The sequence below is a fragment of the Ciceribacter lividus genome (genome assembly GCF_003337715.1).
Classification (GTDB): Bacteria; Pseudomonadota; Alphaproteobacteria; order Rhizobiales; family Rhizobiaceae; genus Allorhizobium; species Allorhizobium lividum.
On sequence record NZ_QPIX01000002.1, the window covers coordinates 209,340 to 223,055 of the forward strand.

Annotated in this window: 15 protein-coding genes; 8 read left to right on the top strand and 7 right to left on the bottom strand. The window is 64.1% G+C overall.

Features of this window, described 5'->3' with window-relative positions:
- Position 1 precedes the first annotated feature (1 nt).
- Together DFR48_RS04915 and DFR48_RS04920 are read right to left on the bottom strand one after the other, a co-directional pair.
- Positions 2-391, bottom strand: a complete 390-nt coding sequence (locus tag DFR48_RS04915; RefSeq protein WP_114362050.1) for a type II toxin-antitoxin system death-on-curing family toxin — start codon at positions 389-391, stop codon at positions 2-4.
- On the bottom strand, positions 388-609 hold the full coding sequence (locus DFR48_RS04920) for an AbrB/MazE/SpoVT family DNA-binding domain-containing protein (RefSeq protein WP_114362052.1): 222 nt from the start codon (positions 607-609) through the stop codon (positions 388-390). Before DFR48_RS04920 ends, DFR48_RS04915 begins: the two co-directional genes overlap by 4 nt.
- A gap of 252 nt (positions 610-861) precedes the next feature.
- On the opposite strand from DFR48_RS04920, the gene DFR48_RS04925 reads away from it, so the two are divergent.
- On the top strand, positions 862-1,977 hold the full coding sequence (locus tag DFR48_RS04925; protein ID WP_114362053.1) for an Acg family FMN-binding oxidoreductase: 1,116 nt from the start codon (positions 862-864) through the stop codon (positions 1,975-1,977).
- A gap of 234 nt (positions 1,978-2,211) precedes the next feature.
- On the opposite strand, the gene DFR48_RS04930 is transcribed toward DFR48_RS04925, so the two are convergent.
- The 4 genes from DFR48_RS04930 to hemB all read right to left on the bottom strand — a co-directional run bounded on the left by DFR48_RS04930 (position 2,212) and on the right by hemB (position 6,568).
- Positions 2,212-2,979: an arginyltransferase gene (locus DFR48_RS04930; RefSeq protein WP_114362054.1), complete on the bottom strand. Its 768-nt coding sequence runs from the start codon at positions 2,977-2,979 to the stop codon at positions 2,212-2,214.
- 27 nt (positions 2,980-3,006) lie between these two features.
- A complete protein-coding gene (locus DFR48_RS04935; RefSeq protein ID WP_114362056.1) occupies positions 3,007-4,836 on the bottom strand; it encodes an SLC13 family permease in 1,830 nt (609 codons plus the stop codon).
- 180 nt (positions 4,837-5,016) lie between these two features.
- On the bottom strand, positions 5,017-5,475 hold the full coding sequence (locus tag DFR48_RS04940; RefSeq protein WP_114362058.1) for an RDD family protein: 459 nt from the start codon (positions 5,473-5,475) through the stop codon (positions 5,017-5,019).
- A 79-nt stretch (positions 5,476-5,554) separates the two neighbouring features.
- The gene (hemB, locus tag DFR48_RS04945) at positions 5,555-6,568 is read right to left on the bottom strand and encodes a porphobilinogen synthase (protein ID WP_114362060.1); all 1,014 of its coding nucleotides are present in this window, start codon (positions 6,566-6,568) and stop codon (positions 5,555-5,557) included.
- A 209-nt stretch (positions 6,569-6,777) separates the two neighbouring features.
- Here hemB and DFR48_RS04950 point away from each other — a divergent pair, with 209 nt between their 5' ends.
- The 7 genes from DFR48_RS04950 to DFR48_RS04980 all read left to right on the top strand — a co-directional run bounded on the left by DFR48_RS04950 (position 6,778) and on the right by DFR48_RS04980 (position 13,175).
- Entirely contained in the window at positions 6,778-7,215 is a 438-nt protein-coding gene (locus tag DFR48_RS04950) for a DUF6163 family protein (RefSeq protein ID WP_114362312.1), read from the top strand.
- A gap of 131 nt (positions 7,216-7,346) precedes the next feature.
- Positions 7,347-7,856, top strand: a complete 510-nt coding sequence (gene ldtR / locus DFR48_RS04955) for a transcriptional regulator LdtR (RefSeq protein WP_112687282.1) — start codon at positions 7,347-7,349, stop codon at positions 7,854-7,856.
- A 314-nt stretch (positions 7,857-8,170) separates the two neighbouring features.
- Positions 8,171-9,508: a L,D-transpeptidase family protein gene (locus tag DFR48_RS04960; protein ID WP_114362062.1), complete on the top strand. Its 1,338-nt coding sequence runs from the start codon at positions 8,171-8,173 to the stop codon at positions 9,506-9,508.
- A gap of 167 nt (positions 9,509-9,675) precedes the next feature.
- Positions 9,676-10,965 carry a serine hydroxymethyltransferase gene (gene glyA / locus DFR48_RS04965; RefSeq protein ID WP_114362063.1) on the top strand — a complete coding sequence of 430 codons (1,290 nt, stop codon included), beginning with the start codon at positions 9,676-9,678 and terminating at the stop codon, positions 10,963-10,965.
- 9 nt (positions 10,966-10,974) lie between these two features.
- Positions 10,975-11,451, top strand: coding sequence for a transcriptional regulator NrdR (nrdR, locus tag DFR48_RS04970; RefSeq protein WP_112687028.1), 477 nt, complete (start codon positions 10,975-10,977; stop codon positions 11,449-11,451).
- 3 nt (positions 11,452-11,454) lie between these two features.
- Positions 11,455-12,540, top strand: coding sequence for a bifunctional diaminohydroxyphosphoribosylaminopyrimidine deaminase/5-amino-6-(5-phosphoribosylamino)uracil reductase RibD (gene ribD / locus DFR48_RS04975; protein WP_280956400.1), 1,086 nt, complete (start codon positions 11,455-11,457; stop codon positions 12,538-12,540).
- Complete coding sequence (locus DFR48_RS04980) at positions 12,540-13,175, top strand: riboflavin synthase (RefSeq protein ID WP_114362065.1); 636 nt, start codon at positions 12,540-12,542, stop codon at positions 13,173-13,175. The genes ribD and DFR48_RS04980 overlap by 1 nt, the downstream gene beginning before the upstream one ends.
- An 86-nt stretch (positions 13,176-13,261) precedes the next feature.
- Here DFR48_RS04980 and DFR48_RS04985 read toward each other — a convergent pair whose 3' ends face one another.
- Positions 13,262-13,603, bottom strand: a complete 342-nt coding sequence (locus DFR48_RS04985) for a hypothetical protein (RefSeq protein ID WP_114362066.1) — start codon at positions 13,601-13,603, stop codon at positions 13,262-13,264.
- Positions 13,604-13,716: the final 113 nt, after the last annotated feature.

Genomic DNA, 13,716 nt, shown 5'->3' on the forward strand with positions numbered 1-13,716 from the left:
ATCAGCGACGGGGCAGGGTGTGATCGGCTAGAAAACGCCGGGCACCGTCCTCGTCGATCTCGCCGGCCGCGACGGCCATGACGAAGGCGTAGAGTTCGGCGTCGGTTGCCTCGATCTCGTAGCCGTTTTCGATCAGAAAGACGGCGGCAGTCACGATCGCGATACGCTTGTTCCCGTCGATAAAAGCGTGATTTCTCGCCAATCCGAAAAGGTAGGACGCGGCCAGTTCGCAAGGGTCGCTGGAGCCGTAATGCGCGCGGTGGACGGGCCGTGCCAGTGCCGACTCCAGAGCCCCGCCGTCACGCAGGCCGTCGGCGCCACCGAAACGCTCGATCTGCATCCGATGCAAGGCCTCGACGAGAGGGCGTGAAAGAAAGACGAAGTCCGTCATTCCGCAAGCTTCTTCAGCGCAGTCTTGTATTTCTCCATGAAACGCTCGGCGTGAGCGATCTGCCGCGCGAAGTCATCATCCGTGGACCTCAGCAGCAAGCCGTCCTGATTTTCGGTCAGCTCGACGATGTCGCCCGCCTTGAGGCCCAGCCGGTCGAGGACTTCCTTCGGGATGATGATGCCTTCCGAATTGCCGATCTTGCGAATGGTGATGTTCATGGCCGTGATCCTGGTGTTGCAACGACGTTATAACATGGCTATCGTCTTGCCGTAAGACAAAGCCACGCCCTTCTGCCTTGCCCTTGTGCAGGGCGCGGCGGTTCGCCAGCTCCGGAATCGGGGCAATCGCCGTTCGGCGGCTCCACCGTCAATATTGCCGGTGAGTTTTCCTCTCGTAGGGGTTGATCGCCGCCGCCGTATCGTTATCCTTCGGTTGTATCATTTCTCCTTTGATCGACGGAAGGTAGCCGGATGCTGACGCGACGTGGAATCTTGACCGGAGGCTCCGCGGCACTGGCGCTCGGCGGCGCCGGCATCGTCGTGGAGGCGAGGCGCGCGGCCGCTCGCTACGCCCGCTATTCCAGGGATCTGCGCGTTCCGCTGATGCCACCAGTAACGGATCGCGGCCTCGTTCGTTATGCCACGCTCGCAGCCAACGGGCACAATACGCAGCCGTGGCGCTTTCAGATGTCGGATCGCGGCATTGCCATCCGGCCGGACTTCTCCCGTCGCACGCCGGTCGTCGATCCTGACGATCACCATCTCTATGTCAGCCTCGGCTGCGCCGTCGAGAATCTCGCCATCGCCGCGATCGCGACGGGCCGCCCCGGCGCGGTCGCGGTGACGCGGGACGATAATGAAACGGGAGCATCGCTGGCTTTCATCAGCGATGGTATGGCGGCCGATCCCGATACTTGGAAGATGTTCACCGCCATCCCGAGGAGACAGTCGACACGCAGCGTCTATGACGGCCGGCCGGTGCCATCCGCCGACCTCGAGCGACTCCGCAAGAGTGCCGATGTCGATGGCGTCCATCTGGCTCTGCTGACCGATCAGGGTGCGGTCGGCCGGATGCGGGACCTCGTGATCGCCGGCAACGACGCGCAGATGGCGGATCGTGCCTTCGTCGCCGAACTCAAGCGATGGATCCGCTTCAGCCCCTCGGCGGCAATCGGGAGGGGGGACGGACTGTACGCCGCGGCGAGCGGCAATCCGGCCCTGCCGGAGTGGCTCGGGCCGCACGCCTTCGAGATGGCGTTCAAGCCCCGCTCCGAGGCCGACAAGTACGCGCGCCAGATGGACAGCTCCGCGGGAATTGCGGTCTTCTCCGCCGCGCCGGAAAATCCGGCCGGATGGATCGCCGCAGGACGCGCCTGCCAGCGCTTCTGCCTGACGGCGACGGCGCTCGGCATCCGGACCGCATTCGTCAACCAGCCGGTGGAGGTCGCCGCGCTGCGTGCCGATGTGGCGAGTGTCGCGGGACTGGACGGACGCCGTCCCGATCTCGTACTCCGCTTCGGCTATGCGCCGGCCTTGCCCTATTCGCCGCGTCGGCCCGTGGAGGCCGTCATCCTGCGCAACGCCTGAGCCCAGACGCCGGGCTGTCCGCGGCGGCAGATCCGGAACGGCAGCCGGCCGTCACCGGTGCGGTACGGCGGGCGTGACTCGGTTGGATCTTGTCGCCGGAGGGGAGGGATTTCCGTCGTGGAGCCTACCCGCAAGGCCGTGGCGACGCACCCGGAGTAAAGATCCGCCGCGTCCCGAAGGGATATGGCGAAAATCGCCCATGTCGGCGCTGCAAAACCGCGACGGAAACCGGCCCTAGTCGTCGGAGGTTTCGGAGGGTGTGTAACGCTGCCAGCCCTGGCTCAGGAGGTGCTCCTGTGGCTGGAAGCGGATCTTGTAGCCCATTTTGTCGGATCCCTTGACCCAGTAACCGAGATAGACATGCGGCAGGCCGAGCGCCTTCGCCCGGTTGACGTGGTCGAGGACCATCAGTGTGCCGAGCGAGCGTTGCTCCATGGCCGGATTGAAGAACGAGTAGACCATGGACAGCCCGTCGCTCATGAGATCGCTGAGCGCGACCGCGACCAGTTCGCCCTTCGGCTGCCCCTTCAGCCCGTCGCCGGGTGCGCGCAGGCGGTATTCGATGATCCTGGTCTGCACATGGGTGTCCTCGACCATGATCGCATAGTCGAGTGCCGTCATGTCGGACATGCCGCCGCTCTGGTGGCGATGATCGAGGTAACGGCGGAAGAGGCTGAATTGTTCGGAGGAGGGCTGCGCCGGACAAGCCGTCGCGACGATGTCGCGATTGGCGGCGAGCACCCGACGGAAGGAGCGGCCGGGCGTGAATTCCTGGGCCAGGATACGCACGGAGATGCAGGCGCGGCAGGATTCGCAGGCTGGCCGGTAGGCGATGTTCTGCGAGCGGCGAAAACCGCCCTGCGTCAGAAGGTCGTTCATCTCGGTCGCCCGCGGTCCGACGAGATGGGTGAAGACCTTTCGCTCCTTCTCACCCGGCAGGTAGGGACACGGCGCCGGCGCCGTGAGGTAGAACTGCGGGGAAGGGGACGTCTGGGTGTTCATCGTGGCCGGGGCCCGATCCTTTCGCGGCTACAGTCCATAATACCATGGCGCAAGAATGGAAAACGTCAACCATATGATGACGACGAGCGGTGCGCCCGCCTTCACGAAATCGGCGAAGCGGTAGTGGCCAGGTCCCATCACGAGCAGGTTGGTCTGGTAGCCGACGGGGGTCGCGAAGGAACAGTTGGCGGCAAAGATCACCGCGGCGGCAAAGGCGCCGGGCGGCGCGCCGACACGATGGGCGACGTCGAGCGCGATCGGCATGAAGAGCGCGGCGACGGCGTTGTTCGAGAGGATGTTGGTCAGCACCGCCATCAGCAGGAAGAGCACGGAAAGCATGACGGCGGTCGGCGCGCCATCCATCAGGGCGATCGTCTCCTGCGCAATCAGCGAGGCCCCGCCGGTATGCTCCAGCGCCGTCGCGAGCGCGATCGCAGTGCCGATCATCAGGTAGATCTGCTTGTCGAAGGCGCGGCTTGCCTGATTGAGCGTCAGGCAGCCAAGCGCGATCATCAGGCCGGCGCCGACGATGGCGTTGACCACGATCGGGGAGATGTCGAACGCCGAGAGCAACACGATGCCGGCGAAGATTGCGGCGGCGATCCTCGCCTTGCGCTTCTGCGGCACGGATTCGGCGGAGTACTCGAGCAGGAGGATGTCGTGGTTGCCCCGCATCGCGGCGAGGGCGTCCATCGTGCCGCCGATCAGGAGCGTGTCGCCGGCTTCGAGCCGTATTTCGGAAAGGGCGGTGCGCGCCATGCGGCTCTTGCGCTGCACGCCGAAGACGGCGACGTCGAACTGCGCCTGCAGACCGGAGAGCTGGATCGTGCGGCCTTCGTAGCGCGAGCCCGGCGCGATCACCGCCTCGATGATGTGGTAATGGGCGCCGGGCGGCACGACGTCGATGTTGCTGCTGTAGCCGTCCTCGCCCTCCAGCCCTGTCGTTCCCTTCTCGCCCTTGGCGATTGCATCCATGAAAGCCTTGCGCGTCCCCGTCACGATCAGAATGTCGCCCGGCATCAGGGTGATGTTCTCGAAGGGCGGGCGGATCGGAACGTCGCGGCGCAGGAGCAGGCGTGGCGTCAGATCACGAATTTCCGGAAAGAACCCGGCCTTGGCAGTCATGCCGATATAGCGGTGGCCCGCGGTCAGGAGGATCTCGCCGACGAACTGCGTGCCGGTGACCTGGTTCTCGCGTGACGCTGCCGATATGCGGTCCTTGAGAAGGCGCGGCATGAGGATGAGCACGTAGACGCTGCCGACGGCGGCGAGCAGTGCGCCCATGCCGGTCAGGTCGAAGAAGCCGATCTGGAGGCCCTGCTGCGCCGCGAGCCCGGCCGCGATCATGTTGGTCGAGGAGCCGATGATGGTGGTCATGCCGCCCAGAATGGTGATGAAGGAGAGCGGCATGAAGATCTTGTAACTCGGCACCCTCTGTTGCGCCGCGACGACCGTCAGAATCGGAATGAAGATCACCACAACCGGCGTATTGTTGAGAAAGGCACTGGTGGTGCCGGTCACGCCGAGAATGATGGCGATGGTGAGCCATGGCCGGTTGGCGCCGAGATTGCCGAGAACACGGGCAGGGCGCTCCAGCGCATCAGTGGCGAAGAGGCCCTGGCCGACGATCAGCAGCGCGATGACGGTCGCAAGCGCCGGATTGCCGAAGCCCGCGAGCAGCGCGTCCGGCCCGAGCACACTGCCGTCCGGGGCGCGCATCGGAAAGGCGCCGAAGATCGCGAGAAGCGTGGCGAGCGAACCGAGCGAAACCGCCTCCACCGAATAGCGGTCGCTTGCGAAGGCGATGATCGTGGCAAGGATGACGACGAAAGTGGCGACGAGATGGAAGTCCGGCATTCATTGGTTCCGCTGCAGGGGCCGGCCGATCGGGCTGTCCGGGCACGGCCCTTTATGTCGATCCAAGGGCGAGCGGAACAGTCCTAGCGTTTCAAATGTCGCGAGGTCCAGGAAATATTCTTGCGCGATGGAGAGCCGAGGCAGGTGTCCTGTGCGCCTGCCACGACATCGCGGCCTTCGTCAGGCCGTGCGGATGGTGGCGGTGCCGACGAGGAAATCGTGGACCAGACGCGAGCGTTCGGTGAAGAGGCCGGCAAGGAGAATCAGCGGCGTCAGCACCGAGTTCAGGATCCAGAAGAGCGCGAGATGCGCGATCGCGGTGACGAAGTCGATCTTGCGACCGTCGACCCTCACCATGGCAACTCCCATGGCGCGCATGCCGGGGGTGGCCTGGAACGGGCCCGCCAGCGATATGCCGAAATAGAGGCCGGCGACGATGAAAAACAGGATCGGATAGAGCATAAAGCCGAGGCCGAGCGTCAGGATGCCGACGAAAAAGACGAGCACGGCCGCCGGGATCCACAGGAGTGCGATGATCAGGTAGTCGATGATGAAGGCGAAGACGCGCCGCGACAGAACCCCGCTATAGGCCCGCCAGTCGTCCGGGGCCGCGTAGAGCGGATTTGGATTGTAGGTCATGACATGCGCTCCTTTCGATTGAAGACGCATATGGGGTGTCGGGCGGACGTTGGCAATCCGCCTCGGCGGGGTATCGCCTTTATTTCGCAAGCTTTCTTGCGACGTCCATCGCGAAGTAGGTGAGGATGCCGTCGCAGCCCGCCCGTTTGAAGCAGAGCAGCGTTTCCATCATCGCCTTCTCTTCGTCGATCCAGCCGTTCATCGCGGCCGCCTTGATCTGCGCGTATTCGCCGGAAACCTGGTAGGCGAAGACCGGCAGGCCGAAGGCTTCCTTCATCCGCCAGCAGATGTCGAGATAGGGCAGGCCCGGCTTCACCATCAGCATGTCGGCGCCTTCCTCGACGTCGAGGGCCGCATCGCGCATTGCTTCGGTGCCGTTCGCCGGATCGATGTAGTAGCTCTTCTTGTCGCCTTTCAGCAGGCCGCCGGTCGAGATCGCCTCGCGGTAGGGGCCGTAGTAGCAGGAGGCGAACTTCGTCGCGTAGGACATGATGCCGACCGACTGGTGGCCGGCGGCGTCGAGGCCGCGACGAATCGCGCCGATGCGGCCGTCCATCATGTCGGAGGGGGCGATGATGTCGGAGCCGGCGTCCGCCTGCAGCACCGCCGCCCGGACGATCTGGTCGACCGTCTCGTCGTTGACGATCTCGCCGTCGCGCAGGATGCCGTCATGGCCGTGGCTGGTGAACGGGTCGAGCGCCACATCGGTGATGACGCCGATATTCGGCACGGCCTTCTTGATTGCCGCGGTCGTGCGATTGATGAGGTTATTGGCTTCGAGGATCTGTGATCCCGTCTGGTCGCGCAGCTCCATCTCGACATTCGGAAAGGTCGCGAGCGCCGGGATGCCGAGATCGGCCGCCGCCTTCGCCGCTTCCACGGCCTTGTCGACGGACATGCGGTTGACGCCCGGCATTGCTGCGATCGGTTCGACGATGCCGGTGCCCGGAATGATGAAGATCGGCCAGATCAGGTCGTCGACGGTCAGCCGGTTCTCGAGTACCAGCCGCCGCGTCCAGTCGGCCTTGCGGTTGCGTCGCATCCGCCGGTGACCGGTGATCTCGTCGACAAGGTGGGTTTTGTCCTGCGTCATGGCACTCGTCCTCGCTTGGTGGCTCAAACCGCCGGCTGCATAGCACGAGAGCAGAGCCGTGCAAAAGCAAACGTCGTCGCAGCCCCTTCGGACGTTGCGGCGCCGGCTGTCGGCACTTCAAACGATGCGCTGTGGGCGAAGACGGGCAGTCCCCGCCTTTTCACTGGAAGTCGCTGGCGGCGGCTTCGGCGTCCGCCTATGTTTTGCGGATGGAAGCTGATTCGCCGCACGTGCCGAAGCGCAGCCTAACGGAGACCCTGTTCGTGACCTTCCTCCGGTTGGTCGCGGTTTCCTGCCTGTGGTTCGGCCTACAGTATTGGGCGATGCTCGTCGGCTATTCGTTCGGCGGCAGCGCCCGCTTCGATCTCCTGAACCTGCCGTGGAAAGTCGCCGCCAGCAGTCTCGCCGTCGTCTTTCCCGTCGCCGCGCTCGGGCTCTGGCTCGCCGTCTCCTGGGGGCCGGTGATCTGGGTCGTCGCGGCCGGCGCCCAGATCCTGATGTACGGTGTCTGGAGCAGCGTCTACGGCAGCAACAATCTCGTCGTTCCGATGCACTCGGCAGTGGTCGTCGCCTACCTCGCGTTCCGTGCCGCGCTCTGGCTGCAACAGCGCCGCAAGGCCCAGGAGATAAGGGTTGATTTACCCTGATCGACACTCGTGTTTCGGTAAGCTCCTGTTAAGCCTGCATTTTAAATAGAATTTTAGGCGCATTCGATAGTGTCCCTCACAAGGCGGGAAGAAAACCAAAAGCCGCCAGACAAACAGTGAGGCAGATCGACATGAACACGAAACTGAAGCCGCAGCCGGCAACACATGACCCGCATGACGATGCAATCCGCTCGCTCTATCTGGAATCGCTCCACTTGGTCGAGCGGCTGCATCGCCGCCTTCTGGACGTCATCAAGGACGAGTTCGACCGTCAGGGTCGCAGCGACGTCAATGCCGTCCAGGCGCTCCTTCTCTTCAACATCGGCAATTCGGAGCTGACCGCCGGCGAGCTGCGCTCGCGGGGCTACTATCTCGGCTCGAACGTGTCGTACAACGTCAAGAAGCTGGTCGACCTCGGCTTCATCAATCACCAGCGCTCGCGCATCGACCGCCGTTCGGTCCGCATCAGCCTGACCGATAAGGGCCAGGAAGTCGCCGAGACCGTCGCCCGTCTTTACGAGCGCCACATCGGCTCGATCCAGAAGGTCGGCGGCATCGGTTCGGACGAGTTCACCCAGATGAACAAGCTCCTGCAGCGCCTCGACCGCTTCTGGAACGACCAGATCCTCTACCGCCTCTGATCCACAAGGGGCACTGCGAGGTACTGCATTTTCCTCCAGTCATGCAGTCGCACGACGAGGCGCCTGGCGGCAGCAATCTGCCCGCCACGGCGCCTGCGTGCGTTCGATGGCGCAAGGCGACACGGATTCGTGAGTGGCGGCCGGTGACACGAATTGGCCATATTGATATGGGAGCGCCGGGGAGGAAGAAGCGCCGCGTGGCCCTCCTGTTCGGATGGCCGATTTCCGGGATGCCGGCCATGCGCATGCGCGTTTGTTAACCATGCCTGTGTATAGCCTGGCTGTCTGTCCTTTTGGGAAAAATGGTAGGGAATATGTCGAATAAGTCTGCAGAACTTGCCATGTCGCGTCGTGCTCTGCTGCGAGGTGCCGCTGTCGCCGGTGTCGCCGCACTCGCCGGGCAGGCGGCCGCGCAGACTGCGATCGACGACGTCATCAACGCGCCGCGCCGGGGTAACTGGGACGACCAGTTCGATGCGCAGGTTTCGCGCGCAAACGCCAACGTCGTGTCGAACACGCCGATCCTCAGCCCCAGCAACGTCATGCATGTGCAGCAGGCGATCGCCAACTATCAGGCAATCGTCGCCAATGGCGGCTGGCCGCAGGTCAATCCGGGCGTCAAGCTGCAGCTCGGAGCCATCGATCCGTCGGTGCAGGTGCTGCGTCAGCGCCTGATGATCTCCGGAGACCTGCCGCGCTCGGCCGGGCTTTCCAACTCGTTCGACACCTATGTCGACGGTGCGGTTAAGCGCTTCCAGGCCCGTCACGGCCTTCCGGACGACGGCGTGCTCGGCGAATTCACGCTGAAGGCGCTCAACGTTCCGGCCGATACCCGCCTGATGCAGCTCAACGTCAACCTGCAGCGCCTGCAGGACGTCGTCAGCAAGCAGCTCGAAGCGCGTTACATCATGGTCAACATTCCGGCCGCCTATGTCGAGGCCGTCGAGAATGACCGCGTCGCGCTGCGCAACACCGCGATCGTCGGCCGCATCAGCCGTCCGTCGCCGCTGGTGAGCTCCAAGGTTTCCGACATCATCCTCAACCCGTACTGGACTGCGCCGCGCTCGATCGTCGAGAAGGACATCGTGCCGCTGATGCAGAAGGATCCCACCTATCTGGCGCGCAACAGCATCCGCCTGATCGATGGCAACGGCAACGAGGTGGCGCCGGAAACGGTCGACTGGTTCGCGCCCAAGGCACCGAACCTGATGTTCCGCCAGGACCCGGGCAAGATCAACGCCATGTCCGCAACGAAGATCAACTTCCCGAGCCCGGAAGCGGTCTATATGCACGATACCCCGACCCAGGGCCTGTTCAACAAGCTGATGCGCTTCGAGTCTTCCGGCTGCGTGCGCGTGCAGAACGTCCGCGACTTGATCGTCTGGGTGCTGAAGTACACGCCAGGCTGGAGCCGCCAGCAGATCGAGCAGGTCATCGCATCGCGCGTCAACACCCCGATCCCGGTGAGCGACGAAGTCGGCGTCCACTGGGTCTATCTGACCGCATGGTCGGCGAAGGACAATGTCGTCCAGTTCCGCGACGACATCTACCAGCTCGACGGCAACGTCCAGCTCGCGCTCGAAACCAATATCGGCGTCGAACAGGTCGCCGGCTCGATCTCCGTCGACGACGACCTCGTGCCGCAGCAGTAAGGGCGTTTGCCGCTCTCCTTCAAAGCCGCGCCTCTTTCGAGCGCGGCTTTTTTCGTCGATACGGGGCGTTACCGCTCTTTGATGCTCAAATGTCGTAACCCGTATTGCTCTTGATCCTGCAGGAGGCTAAGACCCCTTGGCATCAACCCGTTCAGGAGCTTTCTATTATGTCGAACACCGATGCCTTCTTCTCCCGTCCGCTTGCCGAGGTCGATCCCGAAATCTTCGGCGCGATCGAGAAGGAACTGGGTCGCCAGCGCCATGAGATCGAGCTGATCGCCTCCGAGAACATCGTCTCTCGGGCCGTGCTCGAGGCGCAGGGTTCGATCATGACCAACAAGTATGCCGAGGGCTATCCGGGCAAGCGCTATTACGGCGGCTGTCAGTATGTCGACATCGCCGAGGAACTGGCGATCGAGCGCGCCAAGAAGCTCTTCGGCGTCAACTTCGCCAACGTTCAGCCGAACTCCGGTTCACAGATGAACCAGGCGGTGTTCCTGGCGCTGCTGCAGCCGGGCGATACCTTCATGGGCCTCGACCTCAATTCCGGGGGACACCTGACCCACGGCTCGCCGGTCAACATGTCCGGCAAGTGGTTCAACGTCGTTTCCTACGGCGTGCGTGAAGGCGACAACCTGCTCGACATGGATGACGTTGCCGAGAAGGCGCGCAAGCACAAGCCGAAGCTGATCATCGCCGGCGGCACCGCCTATTCCCGTATCTGGGACTGGAAGCGTTTCCGCGAGATCGCCGACGAAGTCGGCGCCTGGCTGATGGTCGACATGGCCCACATCGCCGGCCTCGTCGCCGGTGGCCAGCATCCGTCGCCGTTCCCGCACTGCCACGTCGCGACCACCACGACGCACAAGTCGCTGCGCGGTCCTCGCGGCGGCATGGTGCTCACCAATGACGAGGATATCGCCAAGAAGATCAACTCCGCCGTCTTCCCCGGCCTGCAGGGCGGACCGCTGATGCACGTCATCGCCGCCAAGGCAGTCGCCCTCGGTGAAGCACTGAAGCCGGAGTTCAAGGACTATGCCGCGCAGATCGTCAAGAACGCCAAGGCGCTTGCCGATACGCTGACCGCCGGCGGCGTCGACATCGTCTCGGGCGGTACCGACAACCACCTGATGCTCGTCGACCTCAGGAAGAAGAACGCCACCGGCAAGCGCGCCGAAGCGGCGCTCGGCCGCGCCTACGTCACCTGCAACAAGAACGGCATCCCCTTCGATCCGGAAAAGCCCTTCGTCACCTCGGGCGTTCGCCTCGGTACGCCGGCCGGCACGACCCGCGGCTTCAAGGAAGCCGAGTTCCGTGAGATCGGCAACATGATCATCGAGGTTCTGGACGGCCTGAAGGTCGCCAATTCCGACGAGGGCAATGCCGGCGTCGAGGCTTCCGTCCGCGAGAAGGTCGTGGCTCTCACCGGCCGCTTCCCGATGTACCCTTACATGTAAGGAACGCGGATGCGCTGCCCTTTCTGCGGATCGGACGAGACCCAGGTCAAGGACTCGCGGCCGGCGGAGGACAACACGTCCATCCGTCGGCGCCGCATCTGCCCGGATTGCGGTGGTCGCTTCACGACCTTCGAGCGGGTGCAACTGCGTGAACTGACGGTGGTCAAGAAGACCGGCCGCAAGGTTCCCTTCGATCGCGACAAGCTGGTGCGGTCCTTCGAGATCGCGCTGCGCAAGCGGCCGGTCGACCGCGACCGGATCGAAAGGGCGGTCTCCGGCATCGTCCGGCGGCTCGAAAGCTCCGGCGAGACGGAGATCTCATCGGAAGCGATCGGCCTGCAGGTCCTCGAAGCGCTGAAGAGCCTCGACGACGTCGGCTTCGTCCGCTACGCCTCGGTCTATCGCGACTTCTCGCATGCCGAGGATTTCGAGCACGTGATCGCCGAAATCAACGCCAAGATCTCCCGTGACCACGGGATGGAGTGAACCGTGGACGCCGCTTCCGACGACCGGTGGTTCATGGAAGCGGCGCTGCGTCTCGCGCTCACGCATCTGGGACGAACCTCCACCAATCCCTCCGTCGGCTGCCTGATCGTCAAGGATGGCGAAGTCGTCGGCCGCGGCGTGACGGCCGAGGGCGGGCGCCCCCATGCCGAACCGCAGGCGCTGGCCGAGGCCGGAGAGAAGGCGAGCGGCGCGACCGCCTATGTGACCCTCGAACCCTGTTCGCACTACGGCCGGACCCCGCCCTGCGCCAATGCGATCGTTGCCGCCGGCATCGCCCGCGTGGTGATTTCGGTCCTCGATCCGGACCCGCGCGTCTCCGGGCGCGGCGTGAAAATCCTCGAGGACGCAGGCATCGAGGTCGTCACCGGCGTTCACGAGGAGGAGGGGCGCCGGGCGCTCGCCGCCTATCTCACGCGTCAGATCAAGAAACGTCCGCAAGTGATTCTGAAACTTGCCATATCGTCCGACGGAATGATCGGCCGAAAGGGTGAGGGCCAGATCGCCATCACCGGCCCCGAGTCACGCGAGCAGGTGCATGTCCTGCGGGCCGAGACCGACGCCATCCTCGTCGGCATCGGCACGGCGCTCGCCGACGACCCGGAACTCACCGTTCGTTTGCCGGGTCTTGAAGCGTATTCACCAGTGCGCGTCGTCCTCGACCGCAATCTCGACCTGCGGCTCACCTCGAAGCTCGTGCTCTCGGCGCGAAAGGTTCCCGTGATCGCGGTCGCCGGCGAAGGCTCTGCCGAAAGCCTGCAAGCCCGCCGCGCAGCGCTGGAGGCCGAAGGCGTCGAGGTGGTGGAGGCGAACGATCTCGAAAGCCTGCTCTTCGGGCTGGTCTCGCGGGGCATCTCTTCCGTCCTCGTCGAGGGCGGCGCAAAGACCGCGAGGGCTTTCATAGAGGCGGGGCTGGTCGATCGCATCCTGTTGTTCCACGGACCGAGAGCGATCGGTCCTGGCGGTATTGCCGCACCGGTCGACACCGACCATATACCGGAAGGTTTCAAGCACGTGCGTTCGGCCGTTTTCGGCGCCGACCGCTTCGACGACTACGAGAGAGGGATCTGATGTTCACCGGCATCGTCACCGATATTGGCACCGTCGAGTCCGTCACGCCACTGAAGGAGGGCGTTCGGCTCCGGATCGCCACCAGCTACGATCCGGCGACCATCGACATGGGGGCGTCGATCGCCCATGCAGGCACCTGCCTCACTGTCACCGGCCTGCCGGAGCAGGGCAGCAATGCCCGCTGGTACGAGGTGGAGGCCTGGGAAGAGGCACTGCGGCTCACCACCATCGGCAGCTGGACGAAGGGGACGCACGTCAATCTCGAACGGTCACTGAAGATCGGCGACGAGCTAGGCGGCCATATCGTTTCCGGCCACGTCGACGGCACCGCCGAGATTCTCTCCGTGGCGCCGGAAGGCGAGGCCGTGCGTATCCGCCTTCGGGTGCCGGAGCATCTCGCCCGCTTCGTCGCGCCGAAAGGCTCGGTGGCGCTCGACGGGACCTCGCTCACGGTCAATGCGGTCGACGGCACCGATTTCGACATCCTGTTGATCCGCCACACGCTGGAGGTCACCACCTGGGGTGAGCGCAAGGCGGGCGACAAGGTGAACTTCGAAGTCGACACCATGGCGCGCTATGCCGCGCGGCTTGCGGAATTCCCCGACCGGACGACCGGGTCGGTTTCTGCCGGGTAAGTACGGCATTGCCGCAGAACAGCTGACGCGCGGACGCCCCGCGGGAAGACCCGCGAGGCGCCCTTTGATCCTGCCGCAAGGGCCGGTCAGCGGAGGTAGAAGACGAAGCTGCCGTCGGCTGCCCGTTCGGCGCCGACGATGTTGCCGATCTCGACGTTCTCGGCGGTCAGTTGCCGGCGAAGGTTGTGGTTCGACTCGATCGATGCCTGCAGGTCGCGGGCGGACATGGAGGCGGGGCTCACGTCCTTGTATTCCGCAAGGCGCGGGCTGCGATGGTCGAGCGACGACAGCTCGACGACGTTGAATGCGGGGTTCGCCGTGGAGCGGAGCGCGTCGTCGACAGCACGCGGTGTCGCAGCGTGGCTGTAACCGGCGGCGGAAAGAACGGCGAACAGGGTGGCGGATGCAATCTTGGTAAAGCGGTTCATGACTTTTCTCCTTTGATGAAGTCAGCGGAACGGGAGGGTTTCCGTGGCGCTTACGAAGAGAGATATGAGCCGCTTCCAGATCAACTTCCAATCACTAAGCTGTTGAATTCGAT

Bases quoted from the DNA above. Each gene is read 5' to 3' on its own strand.
- DFR48_RS04915 (WP_114362050.1), bottom strand. From the start codon at position 391: ATGACGGACTTCGTCTTTCTTTCACGCCCTCTCGTCGAGGCCTTGCAT.
- DFR48_RS04920 (WP_114362052.1), bottom strand. From the start codon at position 609: ATGAACATCACCATTCGCAAGATCGGCAATTCGGAAGGCATCATCATC.
- DFR48_RS04925 (WP_114362053.1), top strand. From the start codon at position 862: ATGCTGACGCGACGTGGAATCTTGACCGGAGGCTCCGCGGCACTGGCG.
- DFR48_RS04930 (WP_114362054.1), bottom strand. From the start codon at position 2,979: ATGAACACCCAGACGTCCCCTTCCCCGCAGTTCTACCTCACGGCGCCG.
- DFR48_RS04935 (WP_114362056.1), bottom strand. From the start codon at position 4,836: ATGCCGGACTTCCATCTCGTCGCCACTTTCGTCGTCATCCTTGCCACG.
- DFR48_RS04940 (WP_114362058.1), bottom strand. From the start codon at position 5,475: ATGACCTACAATCCAAATCCGCTCTACGCGGCCCCGGACGACTGGCGG.
- hemB (WP_114362060.1), bottom strand. From the start codon at position 6,568: ATGACGCAGGACAAAACCCACCTTGTCGACGAGATCACCGGTCACCGG.
- DFR48_RS04950 (WP_114362312.1), top strand. From the start codon at position 6,778: ATGGAAGCTGATTCGCCGCACGTGCCGAAGCGCAGCCTAACGGAGACC.
- ldtR (WP_112687282.1), top strand. From the start codon at position 7,347: ATGAACACGAAACTGAAGCCGCAGCCGGCAACACATGACCCGCATGAC.
- DFR48_RS04960 (WP_114362062.1), top strand. From the start codon at position 8,171: ATGTCGAATAAGTCTGCAGAACTTGCCATGTCGCGTCGTGCTCTGCTG.
- glyA (WP_114362063.1), top strand. From the start codon at position 9,676: ATGTCGAACACCGATGCCTTCTTCTCCCGTCCGCTTGCCGAGGTCGAT.
- nrdR (WP_112687028.1), top strand. From the start codon at position 10,975: ATGCGCTGCCCTTTCTGCGGATCGGACGAGACCCAGGTCAAGGACTCG.
- DFR48_RS04980 (WP_114362065.1), top strand. From the start codon at position 12,540: ATGTTCACCGGCATCGTCACCGATATTGGCACCGTCGAGTCCGTCACG.
- DFR48_RS04985 (WP_114362066.1), bottom strand. From the start codon at position 13,603: ATGAACCGCTTTACCAAGATTGCATCCGCCACCCTGTTCGCCGTTCTT.